This is a genomic window from Marinithermofilum abyssi, from assembly GCF_014641195.1.
GTDB classification, from domain to species: Bacteria; Bacillota; Bacilli; order Thermoactinomycetales; family DSM-45169; genus Marinithermofilum; species Marinithermofilum abyssi.
Genome location: NZ_BMHQ01000007.1, coordinates 49,675 through 69,969 on the forward strand (window position 1 = coordinate 49,675; position 20,295 = coordinate 69,969).

30 protein-coding genes are annotated in these 20,295 nt (G+C 50.5%); 12 read left to right on the forward strand and 18 right to left on the reverse strand.

The annotated features are described in order from the left end of the window. Positions 1 to 118 precede the first annotated feature (118 nt). The 3 genes from IEW70_RS10595 to IEW70_RS10605 all read left to right on the forward strand — a co-directional run bounded on the left by IEW70_RS10595 (position 119) and on the right by IEW70_RS10605 (position 1,469). Positions 119 to 325 (forward strand): DUF1657 domain-containing protein, encoded by a 207-nt coding sequence (locus IEW70_RS10595; protein ID WP_188647909.1) that lies wholly within the window; start codon positions 119 to 121, stop codon positions 323 to 325. A 127-nt stretch (positions 326 to 452) separates the two neighbouring features. After that, the gene (locus tag IEW70_RS10600; protein ID WP_188647910.1) at positions 453 to 659 is read left to right on the forward strand and encodes a DUF1657 domain-containing protein; all 207 of its coding nucleotides are present in this window, start codon (positions 453 to 455) and stop codon (positions 657 to 659) included. A gap of 132 nt (positions 660 to 791) precedes the next feature. Then, positions 792 to 1,469, forward strand: coding sequence for a DUF421 domain-containing protein (locus tag IEW70_RS10605; RefSeq protein ID WP_188647911.1), 678 nt, complete (start codon positions 792 to 794; stop codon positions 1,467 to 1,469). A gap of 57 nt (positions 1,470 to 1,526) precedes the next feature. Here IEW70_RS10605 and spoVAE read toward each other — a convergent pair whose 3' ends face one another. Genes spoVAE through IEW70_RS10630 form a run of 5 tightly spaced genes read right to left on the reverse strand, consistent with a single transcriptional unit; the run spans position 1,527 to position 4,479 of the window. Then, on the reverse strand, positions 1,527 to 1,877 hold the full coding sequence (spoVAE, locus tag IEW70_RS10610) for a stage V sporulation protein AE (RefSeq protein WP_188647912.1): 351 nt from the start codon (positions 1,875 to 1,877) through the stop codon (positions 1,527 to 1,529). Then, positions 1,874 to 2,893 carry a stage V sporulation protein AD gene (gene spoVAD, locus IEW70_RS10615; protein ID WP_188647913.1) on the reverse strand — a complete coding sequence of 340 codons (1,020 nt, stop codon included), beginning with the start codon at positions 2,891 to 2,893 and terminating at the stop codon, positions 1,874 to 1,876. The genes spoVAE and spoVAD overlap by 4 nt, the downstream gene beginning before the upstream one ends. Further along, positions 2,894 to 3,376, reverse strand: coding sequence for a stage V sporulation protein AC (spoVAC, locus tag IEW70_RS10620; RefSeq protein WP_188647914.1), 483 nt, complete (start codon positions 3,374 to 3,376; stop codon positions 2,894 to 2,896). A gap of 16 nt (positions 3,377 to 3,392) precedes the next feature. After that, positions 3,393 to 4,250: a DUF421 domain-containing protein gene (locus tag IEW70_RS10625; protein WP_188647915.1), complete on the reverse strand. Its 858-nt coding sequence runs from the start codon at positions 4,248 to 4,250 to the stop codon at positions 3,393 to 3,395. 22 nt (positions 4,251 to 4,272) lie between these two features. Next, a complete protein-coding gene (locus IEW70_RS10630) occupies positions 4,273 to 4,479 on the reverse strand; it encodes a DUF1657 domain-containing protein (RefSeq protein ID WP_188647916.1) in 207 nt (68 codons plus the stop codon). Between the two features lie 93 nt (positions 4,480 to 4,572). Between IEW70_RS10630 and IEW70_RS10635 the strand changes: the two genes are divergently transcribed. Beyond that, positions 4,573 to 5,022 carry a YhcN/YlaJ family sporulation lipoprotein gene (locus tag IEW70_RS10635; RefSeq protein ID WP_188647917.1) on the forward strand — a complete coding sequence of 150 codons (450 nt, stop codon included), beginning with the start codon at positions 4,573 to 4,575 and terminating at the stop codon, positions 5,020 to 5,022. Positions 5,023 to 5,064: 42 nt separating this feature from the next. Here IEW70_RS10635 and IEW70_RS10640 read toward each other — a convergent pair whose 3' ends face one another. Together IEW70_RS10640 and IEW70_RS10645 are read right to left on the reverse strand one after the other, a co-directional pair. Then, positions 5,065 to 5,493 carry a CBS domain-containing protein gene (locus tag IEW70_RS10640; RefSeq protein WP_188647918.1) on the reverse strand — a complete coding sequence of 143 codons (429 nt, stop codon included), beginning with the start codon at positions 5,491 to 5,493 and terminating at the stop codon, positions 5,065 to 5,067. 122 nt (positions 5,494 to 5,615) lie between these two features. Next, complete coding sequence (locus IEW70_RS10645) at positions 5,616 to 6,806, reverse strand: M20 metallopeptidase family protein (RefSeq protein ID WP_188647919.1); 1,191 nt, start codon at positions 6,804 to 6,806, stop codon at positions 5,616 to 5,618. A 126-nt stretch (positions 6,807 to 6,932) separates the two neighbouring features. On the opposite strand from IEW70_RS10645, the gene IEW70_RS10650 reads away from it, so the two are divergent. Further along, complete coding sequence (locus tag IEW70_RS10650; RefSeq protein WP_188647920.1) at positions 6,933 to 7,271, forward strand: YugN family protein; 339 nt, start codon at positions 6,933 to 6,935, stop codon at positions 7,269 to 7,271. Between the two features lie 137 nt (positions 7,272 to 7,408). On the opposite strand, the gene IEW70_RS10655 is transcribed toward IEW70_RS10650, so the two are convergent. Both IEW70_RS10655 and IEW70_RS10660 read right to left on the reverse strand, forming a co-directional pair. After that, positions 7,409 to 7,789, reverse strand: a complete 381-nt coding sequence (locus tag IEW70_RS10655; RefSeq protein ID WP_188647921.1) for an Asp23/Gls24 family envelope stress response protein — start codon at positions 7,787 to 7,789, stop codon at positions 7,409 to 7,411. Positions 7,790 to 7,831: 42 nt separating this feature from the next. After that, on the reverse strand, positions 7,832 to 8,614 hold the full coding sequence (locus tag IEW70_RS10660; RefSeq protein ID WP_188647922.1) for an SDR family oxidoreductase: 783 nt from the start codon (positions 8,612 to 8,614) through the stop codon (positions 7,832 to 7,834). Positions 8,615 to 8,874: 260 nt separating this feature from the next. On the opposite strand from IEW70_RS10660, the gene cax reads away from it, so the two are divergent. Beyond that, a complete protein-coding gene (cax, locus tag IEW70_RS10665) occupies positions 8,875 to 9,996 on the forward strand; it encodes a calcium/proton exchanger (RefSeq protein ID WP_229751934.1) in 1,122 nt (373 codons plus the stop codon). A gap of 95 nt (positions 9,997 to 10,091) precedes the next feature. Here cax and IEW70_RS10670 read toward each other — a convergent pair whose 3' ends face one another. Next, on the reverse strand, positions 10,092 to 10,397 hold the full coding sequence (locus tag IEW70_RS10670; RefSeq protein WP_188647924.1) for an Fpa/YlaN family protein: 306 nt from the start codon (positions 10,395 to 10,397) through the stop codon (positions 10,092 to 10,094). A 135-nt stretch (positions 10,398 to 10,532) separates the two neighbouring features. Continuing rightward, complete coding sequence (gene glsA / locus IEW70_RS10675) at positions 10,533 to 11,444, reverse strand: glutaminase A (protein WP_229751935.1); 912 nt, start codon at positions 11,442 to 11,444, stop codon at positions 10,533 to 10,535. A gap of 125 nt (positions 11,445 to 11,569) precedes the next feature. Here glsA and IEW70_RS10680 point away from each other — a divergent pair, with 125 nt between their 5' ends. Next, entirely contained in the window at positions 11,570 to 11,932 is a 363-nt protein-coding gene (locus IEW70_RS10680; protein WP_188647926.1) for a molybdopterin-binding protein, read from the forward strand. A gap of 66 nt (positions 11,933 to 11,998) precedes the next feature. Here the strand turns inward: IEW70_RS10680 and IEW70_RS10685 are convergent, their stop codons facing one another. The 3 genes from IEW70_RS10685 to IEW70_RS10695 form a co-directional block, all read right to left on the reverse strand. Further along, complete coding sequence (locus IEW70_RS10685) at positions 11,999 to 12,481, reverse strand: PaaI family thioesterase (protein WP_188647927.1); 483 nt, start codon at positions 12,479 to 12,481, stop codon at positions 11,999 to 12,001. Positions 12,482 to 12,504: 23 nt separating this feature from the next. Beyond that, the gene (locus tag IEW70_RS10690) at positions 12,505 to 13,536 is read right to left on the reverse strand and encodes a M42 family metallopeptidase (RefSeq protein WP_188647928.1); all 1,032 of its coding nucleotides are present in this window, start codon (positions 13,534 to 13,536) and stop codon (positions 12,505 to 12,507) included. 204 nt (positions 13,537 to 13,740) lie between these two features. After that, entirely contained in the window at positions 13,741 to 13,995 is a 255-nt protein-coding gene (locus IEW70_RS10695) for an AbrB/MazE/SpoVT family DNA-binding domain-containing protein (RefSeq protein WP_188647929.1), read from the reverse strand. 429 nt (positions 13,996 to 14,424) lie between these two features. On the opposite strand from IEW70_RS10695, the gene IEW70_RS18530 reads away from it, so the two are divergent. The 4 genes from IEW70_RS18530 to IEW70_RS10715 all read left to right on the forward strand — a co-directional run bounded on the left by IEW70_RS18530 (position 14,425) and on the right by IEW70_RS10715 (position 17,011). Beyond that, positions 14,425 to 14,505 carry a hypothetical protein gene (locus tag IEW70_RS18530; RefSeq protein WP_373285960.1) on the forward strand — a complete coding sequence of 27 codons (81 nt, stop codon included), beginning with the start codon at positions 14,425 to 14,427 and terminating at the stop codon, positions 14,503 to 14,505. A gap of 91 nt (positions 14,506 to 14,596) precedes the next feature. Beyond that, on the forward strand, positions 14,597 to 14,803 hold the full coding sequence (locus IEW70_RS10705; protein WP_188647930.1) for a DUF1657 domain-containing protein: 207 nt from the start codon (positions 14,597 to 14,599) through the stop codon (positions 14,801 to 14,803). A 31-nt stretch (positions 14,804 to 14,834) separates the two neighbouring features. Then, the gene (locus tag IEW70_RS10710; RefSeq protein ID WP_188647931.1) at positions 14,835 to 15,692 is read left to right on the forward strand and encodes a DUF421 domain-containing protein; all 858 of its coding nucleotides are present in this window, start codon (positions 14,835 to 14,837) and stop codon (positions 15,690 to 15,692) included. A gap of 137 nt (positions 15,693 to 15,829) precedes the next feature. After that, positions 15,830 to 17,011 (forward strand): glycosyl hydrolase family 18 protein, encoded by a 1,182-nt coding sequence (locus IEW70_RS10715; RefSeq protein WP_188647932.1) that lies wholly within the window; start codon positions 15,830 to 15,832, stop codon positions 17,009 to 17,011. Positions 17,012 to 17,118: 107 nt separating this feature from the next. On the opposite strand, the gene IEW70_RS10720 is transcribed toward IEW70_RS10715, so the two are convergent. Next, complete coding sequence (locus IEW70_RS10720) at positions 17,119 to 18,237, reverse strand: aminopeptidase (RefSeq protein ID WP_188647933.1); 1,119 nt, start codon at positions 18,235 to 18,237, stop codon at positions 17,119 to 17,121. 213 nt (positions 18,238 to 18,450) lie between these two features. On the opposite strand from IEW70_RS10720, the gene msrC reads away from it, so the two are divergent. Next, positions 18,451 to 18,948 (forward strand): free L-methionine (R)-S-oxide reductase MsrC, encoded by a 498-nt coding sequence (gene msrC, locus IEW70_RS10725; protein ID WP_188647934.1) that lies wholly within the window; start codon positions 18,451 to 18,453, stop codon positions 18,946 to 18,948. Between the two features lie 41 nt (positions 18,949 to 18,989). Here msrC and IEW70_RS10730 read toward each other — a convergent pair whose 3' ends face one another. From IEW70_RS10730 to IEW70_RS10740, 3 genes are all read right to left on the reverse strand, one after another. Next, a complete protein-coding gene (locus IEW70_RS10730; protein ID WP_188647935.1) occupies positions 18,990 to 19,418 on the reverse strand; it encodes an NUDIX hydrolase in 429 nt (142 codons plus the stop codon). Between the two features lie 19 nt (positions 19,419 to 19,437). After that, positions 19,438 to 19,929: a PaaI family thioesterase gene (locus IEW70_RS10735; RefSeq protein WP_188647936.1), complete on the reverse strand. Its 492-nt coding sequence runs from the start codon at positions 19,927 to 19,929 to the stop codon at positions 19,438 to 19,440. A gap of 175 nt (positions 19,930 to 20,104) precedes the next feature. Continuing rightward, the gene (locus tag IEW70_RS10740; protein WP_188647937.1) at positions 20,105 to 20,290 is read right to left on the reverse strand and encodes a hypothetical protein; all 186 of its coding nucleotides are present in this window, start codon (positions 20,288 to 20,290) and stop codon (positions 20,105 to 20,107) included. Between the last annotated feature and the right edge of the window lie 5 nt (positions 20,291 to 20,295).

Sequence of the window (20,295 nt, forward strand, 5' to 3'; positions counted from 1 at the left end):
TATCCATTCAATTTTCCTACATCCAAATTTTTGTGGGGTTTCTATACACATAACTTTCGAAGAAGTACACACCCTAGAAACCGTTCGGACATCTTTTCAAAAAGGAGGTACAAAAAATATGACCGTTGGTACGAAAGTCCAGCAAACCATTGCCAGCGCAGAAAGTGTTGCCGCCAACCTCAAATCGTTTGCCTTGGATACCGACAATCAACAAGCCAAACAAATGTATAATCAGTTGGCGCAAAACATGGAGATGATTGTGCAGCAATTGAATTCGCGGGAACAGCAAATCTCGCAAGAAGAGCCTCAATACAAGCAACAATAACGTCAAAAACCTGCACGTTATCGTGCAGGTTTTTCAGATAGGGTAAGATGCAAAATAAAAGTGAACCGAATGGTTTCTTAAAATCCGGGCATTCTATAACCGTACAATGTAAGGAGGTGCACAATCCATGACTGTTGGAAAAAAGATCCAACAAACCATCGCTAGTGCCGAAGGAGTGGTTGCCAATCTGAAAACATTTGCTCTGGATACCGACAATCAACAAGCCAAACAAATGTACAATCAGTTGGCTCAAAATACGGAAACGATCATTCAACAATTGAAAGCCCGTGAACAACAAGTGATGCAAGAAGAACCTCAGTACAACCAACAATAACCTTAAATACCTGCACGTTGTCGTGCAGGTTTTTATATTCTCATGAACAACAAAGAACCCGTTAATAGATTTTCATCCATTCCTTATGATGATGACTGTCTTGGATATATGATAAAAGGCAGGTGATAAAAAGTGCTGCTGTACATGTTCAAAGTGGTTACTATGTTTACCTTGGCCATTGCAGCCCTCCGTTTTATGGGAAAATCCACGTTAGCCCAAGTAACTCCCCATGATTTAATGGCCATTGTCATCATTGCCGCGTTGGCCACCAAACCCATCTTGGTAAACGATTATACCCAGTCGATTTGGGCTATTGCTCTGGTTACCGGGATCCATATACTTTATTCCAGATTAACTCTGTACAAATGGGTCAATCGATGGGTGTTAGGCCAACCGACCATTTTGGTCAAACACGGAAAAATCATTAAAAAAAATCTGCGCCGCTGTGAACTTTCGCTATCCGAATTGCTGGCGGATATCCGTTCCCGCGGTTATCCGGATATCCGCCAAGTGCAATATGCCATCCTGGAGCCCACAGGTACGATCAGTGTGTTGCCATGGGAGGAATTATATCCGGTGACTCCCAAAGATTTGAATCTGAAGATTCCTTATCGCGGCTTAGCCCTATCTCTGGTGATCGACGGACAAATTCAACAGCACAACCTCAAGCTAATCGGTAAAAGCACCGAGTGGCTGAAACGAGAGTTGAACAAGAAAGGGGTTCGCGATGTCCGGCATGTGATGTATGCGGCCACTCGGGACCATGAACCCGATCTTTATGTAGATAATGGGGAAGGTAAGGGCAGCTGACTCCATTCGTATTATAAGCCCCCGTATGGAAACGAGGTTTCGCTTTGAATATGGGAGTCATCCTTTTGGCCGAAACACCAAAGCAGCTAAAAAGCTGAACACGATGGCAGCAGAAATCCCGGCACTGGTGATTTCAAAAATACCGGTAATGATCCCCACCAGTCCATGCTGCTCCGCTTCCGCCATGGCACCGTGAACCAAGGCGTTGCCAAAACTGGTGATGGGAACCGTGGCTCCCGCACCGGCAAAATCGATCAGCGGCTCGTACAACCCGAGCCCGTCCAATAGCGCTCCCACCACGACCAATATGCTGGTCACGTGAGCCGGTGTGAGCTTGAGCCCGTCCATCATCAGTTGCCCAATTACACAAATAAGCCCGCCGACCACAAACGCCCAAAAAAAGATCATGCACCCTTTCCTCCCTTCGCTTCCAACGCCACTGCATGCGCAACGCAAGGAATGCTTTCCTTTTGCTGATAGCTCAATGGGGAAAGCAGAGCCCCCGTGGCTACGATCAACACTTTGTTGAGGTCGCCCTTGCGCATCCGGTTAAATACATGGCCGTAAGTGACGCAGGCGGAACAGGCACAACCACTCGCCCCGGCCTGTACCGGTTGGTCTTTCTGGTAAATCATCAATCCGCAATCTCCGAACCGGTCATTCGGCAGTTTCAATCCATGCTTTTCTAACAAATCCGCCGCAGTATGATGACCGATTCTTCCCAAATCCCCGGTCAAAATCAAATCATAGAAGGACGGAGAAATCCGCAGATCACGAAAATGGGCTTCGATCGTGTCCACTGCCGCTGGAGCCATCGCCGCTCCCATATTGAAAGGATCCTGAATTCCCATATCCACCACCCGGCCGACGGTAGCTGAAGTCACCAGAATATCCCCCTTGTCGGGAGTAATTACTGCAGCTCCCGCTCCTGTGACGGTCCACTGGGCTGTGGGCGGTTTTTGCGATCCGTATTCCGTCGGATAACGGAACTGTTTTTCTGCCGCTGCGTTGTGGCTGGATGTGCCGACCAACACGCGTTGGGCGTACCCTCCGTTTACCATCAGGGAACCTAGTGCCAATCCTTCCATCGAAGAAGAGCAGGCACCGAAAATCCCCAAATAAGGCACTCCCAAGGTACGCGCGGTAAAACTGCTGGAGATCACTTGGTTCATTAAGTCTCCGCTCAAAAAGAACTGGATGTCTTCTTTTCGCATCCCCGCTTTGTCAATCGCCTGTTCACAAGCTTGTTCCAACAGCTTTTTCTCGGCTTTTTCATAGCTGTCCTGTCCCAGCCACAGGTCTTCGTGCAGCACATCAAAATCATCCGCCAAGGGCCCCTTCGCTTCAAAAGGACCTCCAACCACCCCGGTCGCGACAATCCGGGGCGGGTTGTTGGAAAACACCCAAGTTCGTCCCTGGAGCATTTACACCCCTCCCAATCCCTTGAGAATCAACATTTTTACGAGTGCAACCACAAAAGCAGCAAACACTCCGAACACAACCACAGAACCCGCTAGCTTAAACATGTTGCCCCCCACCCCGAGAACAAATCCTTCGGACCGGTGTTCAATCGCCGACGAAGCCATGGCATTGGCAAAACCCGTCACGGGAATGATCGTCCCGGCACCCGCCCATTGGGCGATATGATCGTACACTCCCAATCCGGTCAACAATACCGCCAAAAAGATGAGAGTGGCTACCGTGGGATCCCCCGCCGTTTTTTCATTAAAATCAAAAAAACGCATATAAAAAGTGGAGATCAATTGTCCAATTAGACAAATGGTTCCTCCCGCCAAAAACGACCGAACACAATTTTGCAGTATGGGACGTTGGGGTTCCCTTTTTTTCGCAAAATCCTGGTACTCTTGCTGAACCGGTGTCAGCTTTTTCTTTTTTTTGCTCGACATCCTCCATCACCTCCGTTTATTTCAACAGCGGCCGTACGTCATACAGAATGGATGCCAATTCTTTCGCACACTGTTGGTAGAGTTGCTTGGCCTGCACATCGTCCGTGTCCAGGGCATAAGCCTCCAAATCCGCTTTGGACTTTTTCAAAGTGGTGTACAAGAGTTGCCGGGTGGTCGGTTTCGGCGTTTGGATGGCATCATCAAAGAGATCGATGTATAACTCGCCCATCGCATCCACCTGGGCAATAAATACATTTTCAGGAGAAACCCCGATTTTATCCAGCTCCGTTTTGAGCCAGCCGCGGTTTAACCCCATCGTGGTCAGCGGTTCATCCATGATGTTCCCATCTAAGATGACGGTCTGCGTACCGGTTTGGGGAGAGGTGGATACTCCCAAGTCATGGGGAGTGATCGGCTGCCGGTTTGCTTTGAGTACCGCATTGATTTCTCCGTTGGATTCCATCACTGCAAACTCCACATCCGCCACATTGAAAATCTGTTTGCTTCGCAGCTGCTGCAACAAGTCTTCCGGTGTATACCGTACCTTTTTCAGCTGGTCTTCCATAATTTTCCCGTGTTTGATCACTACGGCTTCCCGCCCATGAACCAGGTCCCGGACCCATTTGCTTCTCAATATCAGATAGCTTAAACCGATTCCGGACAATCCCCAAGTCAGCAAAGCAATCAAGCCATATACCAGGTTTTCCACAATATGGAGTGTGATGGCCGCAGCTATGACACCCATACACACCGCAAACACGACGTCAAAGTAGGTTAGCCTGGCAGCCATTTTCCTTCCTACCACCCGCATCAACAAGATCAGCAGGATGAACAAACCCAGGGAACGCAGAATCATATCGAGCCATGGCGGCACCTCGGCACCCCCTTTCTATGTGTCAATTCCCTTTATACTGAGGTTCTTCAAATTCCATGGACTGTAAGCGCCGGTTCAACCGCTCAAGAATCGTTTCTAATCTTTGCGCGTTCCGCCGAAAAGTATTGCGCGCATCCTCTGTCTGAGCCACCTGACTGTACATCTCCAGGGTGGTTTTAACCCCTTCCAGACTGACTGTGGTTTGCTTCACTTTTGAGTAACTGGTCATATTTTCCTCCTCGAATAGTCATTTTGTGAAAAAAAGATCCACTTTATACATCAAAAATGGAGATACTACATCATGAAAAGGAGGAGTTTCGACATGAAACGTTGGTTAACTCTGTGTATCATTTTCCCCCTTCTCATCGCCGGGTGTTCTTCCTTGAAGGAAGAAAGCAAATCCAAACCCCCTGAGACGAAAAAAACGGCACAAAAGATTACCATCCATCAAAACACCACAGCGGAGACAGCAAAAAAAATCGCCCAGCAACATCCCCGTGTGGATGAAGCGGCTGCAGTCGCTGTGAATGATGAATTATCCGTCGGTTTGAACGTGAGCAATGTGAACCGGTTGTTTTTAAAAAGCATTCGTAAAGAAGTTTTTAGTGCTTTACGCAAGCGTTTTCCCAAACATGATATTCATGTGACGACCGACTCCAAGATCTTTAAAGAATTACAACAGGTAGCGTCATCCATTCAAAAAAATCCCACGATCGACAAAACCAAAGTGCACCAAAAACTGCAAAAGATAAACGATGACATGAAGGGATGATCCATAGAAAAAGCCTGCCGAAAAAAACGGCAGGCTTTTTCTTTACATTTGCGGAGAACTGGGAGTGGAGATATTGCTGAGTGCTTGACCTGCCTCGTTAGCGAAGTTTTCACGCACCGCCATATCTCCGAGCGACACAATACCGACCAGCTGATTGTTTTCCACCACAGGCAAGCGGCGGATCTGGTTTTGGGCCATCAGTTGGGAAGCCTCGTTGACGCTCATTTCCGGCGTGCCGGTAATGACATTGTTGGTCATCACATCGCTCACGCTCATGGAGTTCGGCTGTTTCGTGGCTACCGACCGCAGGACCACGTCCCGGTCGGTGATCACTCCGCGCAGCGCCCCGTTTTCCACCACGGGAATCATACCCACATTGTGTTGTTTCATCAGGGTGGCGGCTTGATACACATTATCCTGGGGAGATACGGAAGCCACGTTTTGGCTCATGATATCGCGCAATTGGCTCATGTTTTACCCTCCTTTTCTTTTGTTATCATGTCCGTTGGGTAAAAAATACATGCATTATACAGGTTGGTCAGAGTGGACAGCTTAACGCCCCGGTTTATTGAACCGGGGCGTTTTCTCACGACTTAAGACAACCCTTCTCCCAACTCTTTCATTACCGTCCGGATAAAAAGTTCAACAGCGATTTTCATCGCCGATTCATCCAAGTCGAAACGGGGATGATGGTGGGGATATTGTGCCCCGAGGTCCGGATTGCCCGCTCCGACAAAACAGAACGCTCCCGGTCGCTGTTGCAGATAATAGGCGAAGTCTTCACCTGCCATTACCGGTGCAATCTCCCACACTTGTTCGTTGCCGAGAAAGCTACGGGCCGCTTCCGCCATCCGGTGCGCTTCCACCGGATGATTCACCACCGCCGGATATCCCCAGCCATATTGATAGTTGCACTCTGCACCGTACATCCGGCAAGTTTGCTCAGCCACTTCTCCGATTCGACGCTGGATCCATTCCCTTACCTGGGGATCAAAGGTGCGCACCGTCCCTTTCAACGAACACCGATCGGCAATCACATTGAAAGCTTTGCCTCCTTCGATCGTACCTATGGAGATGACACCTGACTTCAGCGGATCAACCTGACGGCTGACGATAGATTGCAGATTCACAATCAAGTGAGAAGCAATCGCGATGGCATCCACCGATTCATGGGGCAAACCTCCATGCCCTCCTTTTCCTTTTACTTCGATCGCAAAGGAATCGGAAGCGGCCATGAGCGGACCTTGCTTTAATCCAACTACACCGGTGGGGAGCGGAGTCCACAAATGAATGCCGTACACTGCATCCACCCCTTCCAGCACACCCGCTCCAATCATGTCCCGGGCACCTCCGGGGATCATCTCCTCCGCCGGCTGGAAAAGGAAAACCACCCGTCCGAGAATGTGTTCCCGCATCCCCTTCAACAGCGCGGCCGTTGCCAACAGCACGGACATGTGGGCATCATGGCCGCAAGCATGCATCACCCCCGGCACTTGGGAACGGTATTCACATTCCTTTTCGTCCTGAATCGGCAACGCATCCATATCCGCCCGCAAGGCGATCGTCCGACCGGCCTTTGCGCCCTCCAACACCGCGGTTACGCCAAACCCACCCACTCCCGTTTGAACTGGGTAGCCCATTTTCCGCAAAATATCCGCCACTTTGGTCGAGGTCTTTTCTTCATGAAAAGAAAGCTCCGGATACTGATGAAAATACTGCCGCCACTCCACCATCTGCGGAAATAATTGATCCACGGATTGCTTCACACGATCCGGATTCGTCATATCATCACTCCTGTCGCCATACTGAAAAAGCGTTCTCCGCCTCCTACCCATATTGCGCGAATTTCAAGAACATACTATGATGAAAAAGAATCGTCCCGGTTTCAGAGAGTAAAGGAGGAACGATCCATGGTATTGGAAGACGCGGGAATAAAAGGGATTCAAAAAGAGTTCGGTTCCTTGGAAAAAGAAATGAAGCGTCTCGGTTTTGTCCGCTGGGCCTGGGATTACGACAAGGCCAGTTTTGATATGAAATTTGAAGGAAAAGAAAGCGATTACTATCTGCGTATTCAAGCCCATGTGATTCAAGGAAAGCTGGAAAACCCGAAAGCGGTGGTAGAAATGGATCACCCGGTTTTTCTCCGCCATATCTTCCCCCACGGCCTTGATCCGGATACCGAAATCCCGGAGGAATTCAAAAAGACGGTAGACGAGGTGCTCGGCAAAGTAAAAGAAACGATCGCTTGAAAAAGCCGCCCGTACCTATTGGTACGGGCGTTCTTTACGACAGATGAAACGCACACCTCGACTCGCAGCTCCCCTTCCGACAGCGAAGATGGACGGTTGCCATGGGGCTATTTATCGTGTTGGTTTTCCCTCGTCCTTCACTTCAGCCCTGTTTCCGCTGCCGGCTCCTCTTTAATTTCAACGCCTTCCACCTTGACGTTAACCTCGACCACACTCAACCCGGTCATCGTTTCTACCGCTTCTTTCACATTGGCTTGGAGAAGGCGGGACACTTCCTGGATTTTCACCCCGTACTCCACTATCACCCGAAGGTCGATGGCCGTTTCCACCTGACCGACTTCCACCGTCACGCCGCGGGTTACATTTTTGCCGCTTACCCGCTTTGCCCAACCTTCGGTAATCCCGCCGGACATGCTGGCCACCCCATCCGTCTTCGTAGCCGCCAGACCGGCGATCACCGCCACCACGTCATCTGCAATCCGAATGGCACCGCCGCCTGCGATTGGTTGTTCTGCCATTTGAACACCCTCCCATAAAGGTTGTCTCTCTTTCCTTCTCGATTAAAGCGCCTTCACCATACCTCCGTCCACCAGTAGAGTGGCACCCGTCACATAGCTGTTGGCGTCGGATGCCAAAAAGGCCGCCACCCGCGCGAATTCTTCCGGTTCACCATACCGACCCAACGGGATTTGCCGAACCACCCGGTCTTGCACGGCGTCCGGGGAGATTCCTTCCCGCTCTGCCGCCGCCTGATCCAGCTCTTGCAAACGACCGGTCGCGATCCGTCCCGGACAGATGGTGTTGACCAAAATGCCGCGGGGGGCCAGTTCCTCTGCCAGGGTTTTCATCAACCCGTTTACTCCCGCCCGCATCGTATTGGACAAGATCAATCCGGGAATCGGCTGCTTAACGGAAGAAGAAGCGATGGTCAATATCCTTCCGCCCCTGTCCATGTGAGGTAGCGCCGCCCTTACCAACCGGACTACACTTAGAAGATTGGTTTCAAAAGCACGCATCCATGCAACGTCATCAAAGGATTCAAAGGGACCGCTGGGAGGACCTCCGGCGTTGCACACCAGTATGTCGATCCTGCCCCACTGCGTAATCGTTTGTTCGACGATACGGGAGATGTCGTCTCCCTGGGATACATCTCCTGTCAAGGCAAGGATTTCGGCATTCGTTCGTCGCCGAATCGCAGCCGCCGTTTCTTCCACTCGATCCCGGCTTCGGCTGCAGATGGCCACCCGGGAGCCTTCACGAGCCAATTCCATAGCGATCGCTTTGCCCAGCCCGCGGCTGGATGCGGTCACCAATGCCACTTTTCCCTGTAACCCCAAATTCATGCTCCAACCCCTTACTGCCGGATTATTAGCAATTTTTTAGAACCCCGAGAAGCGTTAATGATTTCCTCTTTTGTGAGAACTATTCTAGTCGTTTGTTCCCTTATTATAGCATGCACCGGAAGGAAGCCCAAGTATCAAGGTATCTGTATTTCTCGGCACGAATGGGGCATGCTTTCTGGTGTTCAGCTACATATTGTACATTGGACCTAAGACAGTATGCTAAAATGATGTCATCTTATATAAAGGGAGTGAATCTTGTCTTGAACTCAAAATGGTTTTTTTCTCTATTGATCCTTTCTACGCTGATTAGTGTGGGTGCCCACTTTTTCACCCACAGCGAACCTCTCAAATTTGCCACTGCCTGTCTCTCCCTCCTCTTCTGGGCCGCCTTGCTGGGTAAAGCCACCGAAAACGTGGCCCACTATGCGGGAGAGCGGCTGGGCGGATTTCTCAACGCTACGTTCGGCAATGCCGCCGAGCTTATCATCGCCATTTTCCTGGTCCAGGAAGGCTTGTTTGAGATGGTAAAAGCCAGCATCACCGGATCCATCATCGGGAACCTTCTCTTGGTGCTGGGGCTGAGTGTTTTTTTCGGCGGACTCAAATACAAAATCCAGCGCTTTAACTCCATGCTAGCACGCCATAACGCTTCCCTGATGCTGCTGTCTGTGATCGCTCTCTTTATTCCGGCCGCCTTTATGAAAGGGCTGGAAAAGTCGGAAGTACATACCCTGAGTCTGGTCATCTCCTCTCTTTTGATTCTCGGTTATTTCCTTTGGCTGCTCTTTTCCATGATCACGCACAAGGAAGAACTGGGTGAAGGGATCGACGGACTGCCCGCCGATGAAAAAAAAGAAATTCAACGGGAATCCGGCGAAACTCCCGCTTCCGGAGTGGTTGCCGCAGCCGAAGAGGAAAGCCCGGACTGGTCTAAAGGCATCTCGCTGTTATTATTGATCGTCTCCACTGCATTCGTAGCCTTGCAAAGCGAATGGCTGGTCGGCAGCGTGGAAGCCGTCGCCCATACCCTCGGCTGGTCGGAGCTGTTCGTCGGCGGCTTCCTCATCGCCATCATCGGAAACGCCGCTGAACACAGCGCCGCCATTTTCCTGGCCATGAAAAACCGCATCGGCGCCGCGGTGGAAATCGCGATCGGCAGCAGCCTTCAGGTGGCCCTCTTCGTCGCCCCGGTGCTGGTTTTCGTCAGCTGGCTCTTCGGCCAGCCGATGGACTTCGTCTTCACCGGCTACGAGTTGGCCGCTATCGCCGTGGCCGCCTTTATCGCCAAGTCCATCTCCCAGGACGGTTCCACCAACTGGTTCGAAGGGGTTTTACTCCTGCTGGTCTATATCATTTTGGGAACAGCCTTCTTTATGGTGTGATGGGATGAATGGATCGCCAAGCAGCCGCACTAAGCGGCTGTTTTTTCTATGGAAAAAATAAAAAAGACCCCTTGCGGAGTCTGGTGTATGAACCATTATTCAGATTCCTGCTGCTCAGTCGGGGAGGGAAGTACGATGGAGTAAAGGTGAGCCAACTCTTGTTCCAGATCACTGATGATCTCCCGGCCCTGGGCACGGGTGATCAGGCCGGCACGCACCGCAAAGTCGATCTCCCTGGAAAGGCCGAACATTTGGGTGTCCAGTACTTCCTCATACAACGGACATTTGGGCGCGGTCAGGTTTTCCAGCTGAACTTTGATCAACTGTTGGATTTTTTGTGCGTCTTCGCGCAGGAGCTGCTCCGCCCGCTGGTTTAAATCGGTCTGAGTCGGCGTAGACAATGAAACCCCCCCATTTCCGCACAGTTTGTCGCCAAACTGTTCGCCAAAGACCTTCCGTAATCCAATCAGGTTTTACAGTAAGTGTAACACGAGCAGCGTCCATTTGCAAAGAGCAGCCGCAAGGAATGGGTTCGGTCAAAAGATACTCAAGTTTTTTTCTTTGGCCAGATCCTCCAACAGACGGATCCCGGCGATGCTGTTTCCTTTGTCGTCCAATGCCGGACCGTAGACCCCAATGCCCATCGTTTCCGGAACGGATGCCAGAATCCCTCCGGAAACACCGCTTTTGGCAGGGATGCCGACCCGAATGGCAAACTCGCCGGAAGCATTGTACATACCGCAGGTGACCATAAAGGTTTTGACTAATCGGGCCAAGTCCCTGGGGATTACCTGCTCGCCCCGGATATTTTTCCCGTATTGGGCCAAACACAAGCCGACCCGGGCGAGGTCCAAGCAGTTCAAGGCAATGGCGCAATGTTTCACATACAGCTCTAATGTTTCTTCTACATCGCCGATCACATCGTACTCTTTTAAGAAGTACGCGAGGGATCGGTTGCGGTAAGCCGTAGTCAGCTCTGACCGAAAAGTGGACGAGTCGATCCCGATCTCCGGATTGTCCGCCATGCGGCGCACCAAATCCAGGATGCGCTCCAACCGTTCGCTGACGGAGCCGCCGACGATCATGGAGCTGACCACCAGGGCACCGGCGTTGATCATCGGATTAAGGGGTTTGGCCGGGGTCATCATTTCCAATTTATAGATGGAATTATATGGGTCACCAGCCGGTTCCATCCCTACCTTGTCAAACACGTCCTCTTCATCATGATCCATCAAAGCGAGAATCAAGGTGATCACCTTGGAAATACTTTGTATCGTGAACTTCTGGGGACATTCCCCCGCTGTGACCGTTTCTCCGTCGACAGTCACTACGGAAACCGCCAATGTGGAAGGATCCTGTCGGGCCAATTCAGGTATGTACTTCGCCAACTTTCCTTTTTGGGTCAAGGGACGGTTTTTTTCCAGCAACCGCTCCAACAACTCCTGCATATCCGTTTCCTCCTTTGTCATCCGTCCCCTTTATTTTTCTACCGCCTTCGATCATGTATAATGGGAATGAAAAAAAAAAGATGCGTATGAGGGACGAACTTTTTATTCACAGGAGCGTTGCAGCGATGAATGATGTCATCCTAATTACGGGAAATGTGGCGTTTCAGATCAATCTGGACCCCACCATTTGGATTTTTGACGACCGTCGTTTCGATATGCAGGAACGGTTCGGAGTAAACGGTTTGGGTATGGAGTTGGCTCCTTTCTTGGAGCATGCCCAACCGAAACCCGACGCAGCCAAAGTGGTGATCCATCAGCAAGATGGGAGTAAAACGGTTGTTCCCCTGAAGATGGCCCGCAAAGCCGTACTTCAATTTGCCCGGGACGGAAAGCCGATCCGCCCCAACGGTCCGGCACTCTTCTATTTCGGCGACGGCAGTAACAAGGAGAATCCGATCGGTGCCATCACCCGTCTGGAAGTGGTGTAAAGGGGAACAGGAAAGGCCCCCGGGTAGGAAAAAAACTCCCGGGGGCTTTTTACATTTTTACGAGCTTTAACCGCGGCGGCTTTGAATGGAAAATGTGCCGATGGCAACCGCTATCTCCGACCCTTTCTCGTTGGCGATGCGGCACTCCGCAACCGCCAACGTGTGACCTAGCCGGATCAAGGAAGCCCGGGAGATCAGCTCTGTCCCCGTACCGGGGCGAACATAGTTCACTTTCATCTCCACCGTTACTGCAAACGCGTTCTCCGGCAAGCTCTTGTTAATGAGGGAGCCCATCGTGGAGTCCGCCAGGGTGGCAAGAATTCCGCCGTGAACCACCCCGCCCCGATTCAACATGTAAGGTGTGATCGGAATGCGAAACTGGTATACCCCCTTCTCTACAAACTCTCCCTTCAGTCCCAAAAACCCGGAAGGATAAGCACTCTGACGTTCCCGTTTCTGCCGGATCGCCGCCGTCGCCAACCGAAGAATCTCCTTCTCCTCGTCGGTGCCGTTGGTCAAAATCTCCTGCCATTCTTCCTCCCATGTCATACGATTCCCCACCTTTCCTTCTTTCACAGCGAAGGCGTTTGGATGTAGTGATACAACAAGTGGTATGTATTTTCCAGCGCATCCCGGTGGGTGCGTTCATAGGCATGAGACGCATCCACACCTGGGCCCACCAAGCCGTGCATCACATCATGCCCGGCGCGCAAGGCGGCACCTGCATCGGAACCATAATGGGGATAGATGTCCACCTGATGATAAATGTCGTGCTTAACGGCCAAACGCTCCAGCTTTTTGCGCAATCCGAAATGATAGGGCCCGGTGGAATCTTTGGCACAGATGGAGACGCAAAATTCATCGGTGGTCTGTCCCTCGCCGATCGCTCCCATATCCACAGCCAGGTACTCACGTACGGCAGCCGGGATTTCCGCATTGGCTCCCACGCCTACTTCTTCACAGTTGCTGAAATAGAAGTGTGTGGTGTGCGGCAGGGTCAAACCTTCTTCCTTGATTTGCCGAATCAGTTGCAGCAACACGGCGGCACTCGCTTTGTCATCCATATGGCGCCCTTTGATAAATCCTGTCTCCGTCACTTGAATGCCGGGGTCAAACGCCACAAAATCCCCGACGCCAATCCCCAGCTCCCGAATATCCTCTGCGGATTTGACCGGGGCATCCAGCCGCACTTCCATGTTTTCCTCTTTCCGCTCTTGTTTGCGAGCATCGTCGTACACGTGGACGGAAGTATGAGTCGCCAGAATGGTGCCGGTGATCCATTTTCCTTCGTTGTTCTCCACCATGCAATAGGCTCCATCCACCGAGTGCCAAGCATAGCCGCCGATGTTTGTCAGCCGGAGACGTCCTTCCGGTTTGACTTCTTTGACCATCGCTCCCAGTGTATCCACATGCGCGGTCAGGAGACGGTGATGTTGAGCATCCTCTCCAGGGATGGTGACCCACAACCCACCCTTGGCGCTTTTGCGGACTTTCCAACCCAAGTCGGATACTTGGTTTTCCAAATATGCCACGGCTTGTTCCGTTCGCCCAGTAGGACTCGGAATCTTCACCAGTTCCACCAACTGTTCAACAATAGCATTCATTTCCAACTTCCTTCCTTATCTTTTCCGTTTGAGCTACCCTCCCCATTATAAGCCTAAATGTTCTGTCATCAAAAAGAAAAAGAAGCCCTCGCGGCTTCGGCTTCATGGAATATCTTTTGAATACAGACAAAATCGCTTCTCAAAGCTGTTGCTCCGTGAGAGGGGTGTCTCTTCTTTCTCAAAGATGGAGTTTGTCAGAAGTTGTCACGCTTCTTCCACGGCAGATGCCAGTTCGGTTAAACATTGGACGCACACGTTTTTATTGCGGTATGCACGAACTTCTTCCACCTTGCCGCAGAAAATACAGGAGGGGGAGTACTTCTTCAAAATGACATTGGATCCATCCACATAAATCTCCAACGGATCCCGTACATCGATGTCCATGGTTCTTCTCAACTCTACCGGCAGCACGATTCGACCCAACTCGTCCACTTTTCTTACGATTCCCGTGGCTTTCATATGTTCCACCTCCATTTGGACTCTATAAAGCTGTGATATTTCTATACCACCAAATACCAGAATGTAATCGTACATTCGACATCATGGAAGATATTGTTTTCATTTGTCATATGATTCCGTTTCGACCAGATAAAAGGGCTTTCCTATCACGAATCCATCGCCGTATCGGACGAATGTGTTTCTCATCCTTTCATGGCTCTCTTTTATATTCTGGAGGAGTTGACTGTTATCCTGCTTCACCCCAACCAGATTCCTGAATCTTTTGCCATTATTTTCTCCGATAAAGTCCTGCCGGTGGTTTCATATACCTACAATAAGAAAGATGAATCCAAGGAGGGTTGCGACAACTTGATCTAATAAAAAACGCGCTGGCCGTCATTATGAACAAGTCGGGTCGACCCACCCGAGAGAACCGAATCACAATACCGAGTGTATTCGGAAGAAGACGTGGAACGTTTGCGATCTATTTTACAAGCCAAGCCTTTGGTTTCCCTGGGTTCAGCCAGTTAGCCCTTGGCTACTTCTGATCGACTGCATAAAAAAACGGTTCCCGTATCAAAATCTAAAAGAGGAACCTATGATTAGGGGGGGGGGGGCTGTTATGACGGTAGGTTCAAAGGTAAAACAAACCGTTGCCAGCTTAAAAGGCGCACATGCCACGCTGGCGATGTACGCCCAGATCATTGAGCAAGAGAAAGATAAACAAATATTTCACGAAGCCACAGAGCAGGTGGAACAGGTGATCGACCAGCTCGAAGAACGAATGCAACAGTTGGAATTCGAAGAACCTCAGTACAAAGGATTCTAACCGAACGGTTAGGCGGAAAGGAGTTCAACAAGTGCCGGATTGGATCATCGTTTTTTTACGTTCGTTATTAGCTATTGCGGTGCTCTTTTTTATGACCAAACTTCTCGGAAAACGACAAATTTCCCAGCTGTCCTTATTTGAATACATAACCGGGATCACACTTGGAAGCATCGCGGCCTATATTTGTGTGGAGATCAATACGAGTTGGTATTTAGGTGTAGTATCGCTCGTCACTTGGGGTGGGGTAACGATCGGGATGGAGTATCTGCAATTGAAAAGCAAAAAGGCTCGGGATTTTATGGATCACCGAGGAACGGTTCTGATTCAAAACGGAAAGATATTAGAGGACAATTTAAAGAAAATCCGTATCACGAGTGATGAGTTGTTAACGCGGTTACGGCAGAAAAACATGTTTAAAGTCGCCGACGTGGAATTTGCCATTATGGAACCGAACGGCGAAATCAATGTATTTCCCAGGAAAGAAAATCAACCATTAACCCCCAAGGATCTAGGGATACGTATTCCGCATGAAACCGTACCACAAACCGTCATTATGGACGGAAAGATCTTAGATCATTCGCTTCACAACTTGGGGCTAAATCGTCGGTGGTTGCATACCGAGTTGAAGAAAGCGGGAGTATCGGTCGAAAATGTCTTTCTCGGGCAAGTGGATGACATGGGGGAATTATATCTCGACTTATTCGACGATACCATTCAGGTTCCAAAACCGAAAACCCGTCAGTTGTTGCTTGCCACCTTGGAAAAAGCTCTGGCTGATGTAAAAGGATTCGCATTGGATACGAACAACCCGGAGGCCAAAAAAATGTATCGCGCCTGTCAAAACGAACTTGAGCAGGTGATCACCAAAGTCCGACCCCGTCTCCAATAATCCGGGTCGGGTGACGCTTAGATGATTATTGTTGTTTTTACAAAGAATAGTTTGCGGTTGGTTCCGTTGCCGGATGAATAAAAGCAGAAATCTGTAGAATGTTATATTTAACGACTTAGAACGACAGGGTGATAAACATGAGACGAATCCATATCATTTTCTTGGCTACCATCTTTCTTTTGTCAGGGTGCGCCTGGAATCAAAAGCCGGGCGCGCAGGACAAAAGCCCCCGGCAGGAGACCAACCAGTCGGCCAAGCCCGAGGCGGTACCCATGAAAAGCAAAGGAAGAGAGGTACGAACCAAAAGGGGCGAAAACACTTATCGTGTGAAAAGAGACAGAAAAAGGATTGAGACCATTGGGTTTCTGGAACCGACGGACCCTAGACAAGCGGTTTCCGATGTGAATGAGTCCGCTAAAAACTTGACTTATGTCAGTTTTTTCAGCTACCGGGCCAAATCCAACGGAGATCTGATTCCTTTAAAGGATGATGCTGCTCTTGCGGCCACGCGCCGGAACAACGCGGTCCCGATGTTGGTGATCACCAATTTCGCCGAAGGGAATTTCTCCCCGGATATCGCCCATCGTATCTTCACCGATCGTTCCGCATCCAAACGCCTGATTAACAATGTGATCCGAGTCATGAAGCAAAAGGGATATCGGGCTCTTAATGTGGATTTTGAACATATCCGGGAAGCCGACCGAACACTCTATAACGGCTTTTTAGAGACGATATTGCCACGAGTGAAAAAAGAAGGGTATCTTGTTTCCACTGCCCTGGCGCCCAAAAACAGTGACACACAAGCAGGTCCCTGGCATGGCGCTCACGATTACGCCTTTCATGGTAAAATTGCGGACTTTGTCATTCTGATGACCTATGAATGGGGTTGGACGGGAGGGCCTCCCATGGCTGTTGCTCCGATTCCCCAGGTTCGTAACGTATTGGATTATGCGGTTACCAAGATACCGAGGAAAAAAATCGTGATGGGTGCTCCCCTGTACGGCTATGACTGGACCTTACCGTACCGAAAAGGAGGTCCCCCGGCCAAGCGGATCTCTCCCAAAGAGGCCGAAGACTTAGCCCAACAGAGGTCGCTGAAGATTCAATACAACAACCGGGACCAAGCCCCATATTTTTATTACACGGACACCAATGGTAAGAAACACGAAGTCTGGTTTGAAAACGAGCAGAGCGCTCAAGCCAAATTCAACTTGGTCAAAGAATACGGTCTTCGAGGTATCAGCTATTGGGTCCTTGGGGAAGATTTCCCAAGCAACTGGCCCCTACTCAAAAAGAACTTCATCATTCGGAAGTTTTAAAGCAGTAAAGGCCCCGATCCGTCCATCGGGGCTTTTTTCACTCAAAGTGGTTTTTGTCATATCCATTGAAAGCACAGGCCCTCAGCCTGTGAGCCTGTGCTTTATTGTTATCCCCGCAGGTGTTCCGGATTGAGCGGTTCCAGGTCCGGAACGACAAACCGGCCGTCTTTGCGGATCAGTTCACCGTCGAAGTAGATCTCCCCGCCGCCGTAGTCCGGCCGCTGGATGCAGACGATATCCCAATGGATAGAGGAGGTGTTGCCATTGTCACACTCCTGGTAAGCTCTTCCCGGCGTGAAGTGGAAGCTGCCGTTGATTTTCTCATCAAAGAGCGTGTCTTTCATCGGGTGATGGATATCCGGGTTGATCCCCAGGCTGAACTCCCCGATGTAGCGGGCCCCTTCATCGGTATCCAGGATTTCGTTGATCCGTTCGGTATTGTTAGCGGTTGCCTCCACGATCTTGCCATTTTCAAAACGGAAACGGATATTTTCAAAAGTAGTCCCCTGGTAAACGCTTGCCGTGTTGTATGTCAGTTCGCCATTCACAGAATCCCGGACCGGAGCCGTAAACACTTCGCCGTCGGGAATGTTGTTGAATCCGGCACACGGAATGGCCGGCATGCCCTTGATGGAGAAGGTCAGGTCCGTTCCTGGACCGACAATGCGTACCTGATCCGTCTGTTCCATCCGTTTCACCAACGGCTCCATCGCTTGATCCATCCGCTCATAATCCACCGTACATACATCAAAGTAAAAATCCTCAAATGCTTCCGTACTCATGTTGGCCAGCTGAGCCATGGCGTTGTTGGGATAGCGCATCACTACCCATTTGGTGTGGTTTACCCGTTGACCGTGAACCACACTGTTAAACTTGTCCATGTAAAGTCTCATCTTCTCCGCCGGCACATCCGCCAAATCGTTCACATTCTCCGGGCCGCGAATGGCGATGTAACCGTCCATTCCCTTCATCTTTTCCAGATCATAGCGGGCCATCCGTTCCATGTGCTCCGCATCGGTCCCCAACAACTGCAGCCGCAACAGGGCATGGTCGTTCAATTGAACAAAGGGATATCCTCCTGCACGAAACACTTCGGGAATGATCGCCCGGGCCAGGTCCTTGCTGTCTTCCCCGAACACATCGATCAGTACGTTTTCCCCCGGCTGTACACGGATGGAATGCTGGACCAACAGGCGGGCCAACTTGGTCATTCGTGGATCACGCATTATCCTCTGCCCCTTTTCCCGTATGTACTCAGGCTAAAATGGGGGCGAACCATTCCGATCGACCGGAATTTTCCGCCCCTTTACCCATATTGTAACATGCAGCCGAAAGGAAGGCATCATTGCCAGCAAACGTGTTTCTTATTAAAATGAAGGGGTATATCTACAAACAAACACATGGTTCAATGAACCATTTTTTGCTGCGGAGGGATCGCCATGTTTACCTTTCAACGAGTGGAAGGAAGTAAGCAGGAAGTCTATGAGCATCTGCTGAAACAGGCCCAGGGGCTTTTTGCTGACGAAACGGACTGGGTCGCCAATCTGGCCAATGCGGCTTCCCTTTTGTATCATGCCTTGGATCGACTCAACTGGGCCGGATTTTATCTGTACCGGGAAGGAGAGTTGGTTCTCGGTCCCTTTATGGGAAAGCCGGCCTGCATCCGCATTCCGGCCGGGAAAGGCGTTTGCGGTACCGCGTTTGCGGAAAAACAAACACAGCGGGTACCGGATGTGCTAAAGTTTCCCGGTCATATTGCCTGCGATGCTGCCACTCGTTCCGAAATCGTGATTCCGCTCTTTCACGAAGGAAATGTCGTCGGCGTACTGGATATCGACAGTCCGGAACCGGAACGCTTTGACGAAGAGGATCAAACCTATCTGGAGCAATTCGCTGCCGTCCTGCAGGACAACATCGATTGGTCCAAGATGTCCTGAACAAAAAACCAGCCCGCTGCCACGTGCAGTCAGGCTGGTTTTTACTTGGTCCCCCGGCATACTTCAAATACCCGGTAGGCCCGTCGGATTTCCTCCTTCATCCACTCAGGATACGGCGACTGATGAAGATCTTCCACCGGTGTCCAGAAGTATTGTTCATGCTCTGCGCTGAGACGAAGTTCCCCCGTCGGTTGATGACAGGCGAACTTGATGATCACCAGATGTTTTTCTTCCTGGATTTCGTCATAGATATAGGCGGGTGCTACCACTTTAACATGAAGGCCCGTCTCCTCTTTTACTTCCCGGTAGAGGGCTTCCATCAGCGGTTCCGAAGGCTCCAGCCCGCCGCCGGGAAAATCCCAGCCGTGGGTATCTTTCGCGCTCCGTTCTGCCATGGATTTGCGCAGGACCAGCACCCGTCCCTGGTCAAAGATAATCGCTTTGGCCACCACTTTATATGGTTTCTTCATCCCAACCCCCCAACCGTTCTCACGTTCCCGGTTTGTCACTTTGACGAAAAAAATGGCTGTTTGCCCGGGCGATCAGCTTGCCCCGTTCATCCCACACTTTGGTTTCCAGCACGAGGATGGTGCGTCCTTTTTTCACCACTTCCGTATGGGCCGTCAACCACCCATCCAAAGCGGGAGCCAGAAAGCTGACATTCAGATCCAACGTAACTGCCCGCCGATCAACCCCCACTTCCTGAAATACCGTGGAGCCCATGGCCGTATCAATAAAAGTAGCCGTTATGCCGCCGTGCAAAATTTTGTAGCGGTTTTTCAACTCATCGGTAACCAGCATGCGGTGTACGTATGCTTTCGCCTCTTCGTCAAAGCCCAAGGATTGAAAGTTCATCAATTCCTCAATGTACGCCAACGGACTTTCCCGCGTTCGCTTCAGTGCTTGCACCAGTTTGTGAATCGTTTCCACTTCGTTGCTGTTTAAATCGTTCAGCTCTTGCATCAATCCGTCTAAAGTCATCGTTTTGCTTGCCTCTTTCTTTCGTGCTGTTTCCAGATGTGTTTTACAGCCATCCGTCGGCTCTTATAAGGCTTCTAGACCCGTCAAGATTCAGTATGACCGATAAAGGGAGAAGATTTTCCAATCGGGTACAGCAATTTCATTTTACCAGAATGGGGGAAGGTGCGCGAGTCAATCACACCCAACCCGTTTGTCGAGGCAATGCCGATTCGATCGGTACTGCCAGCGTTATGATCACCGTGATCGCAAAACTGCCGATGAGCCAATCCGTAAATAGCCAGCAGACACTATCGCTACTGACCGGATCGACAATAGCATCAACGCCGCGTCCCTCTGTCAGCTCCATTACGAGATTTGCCACATCCT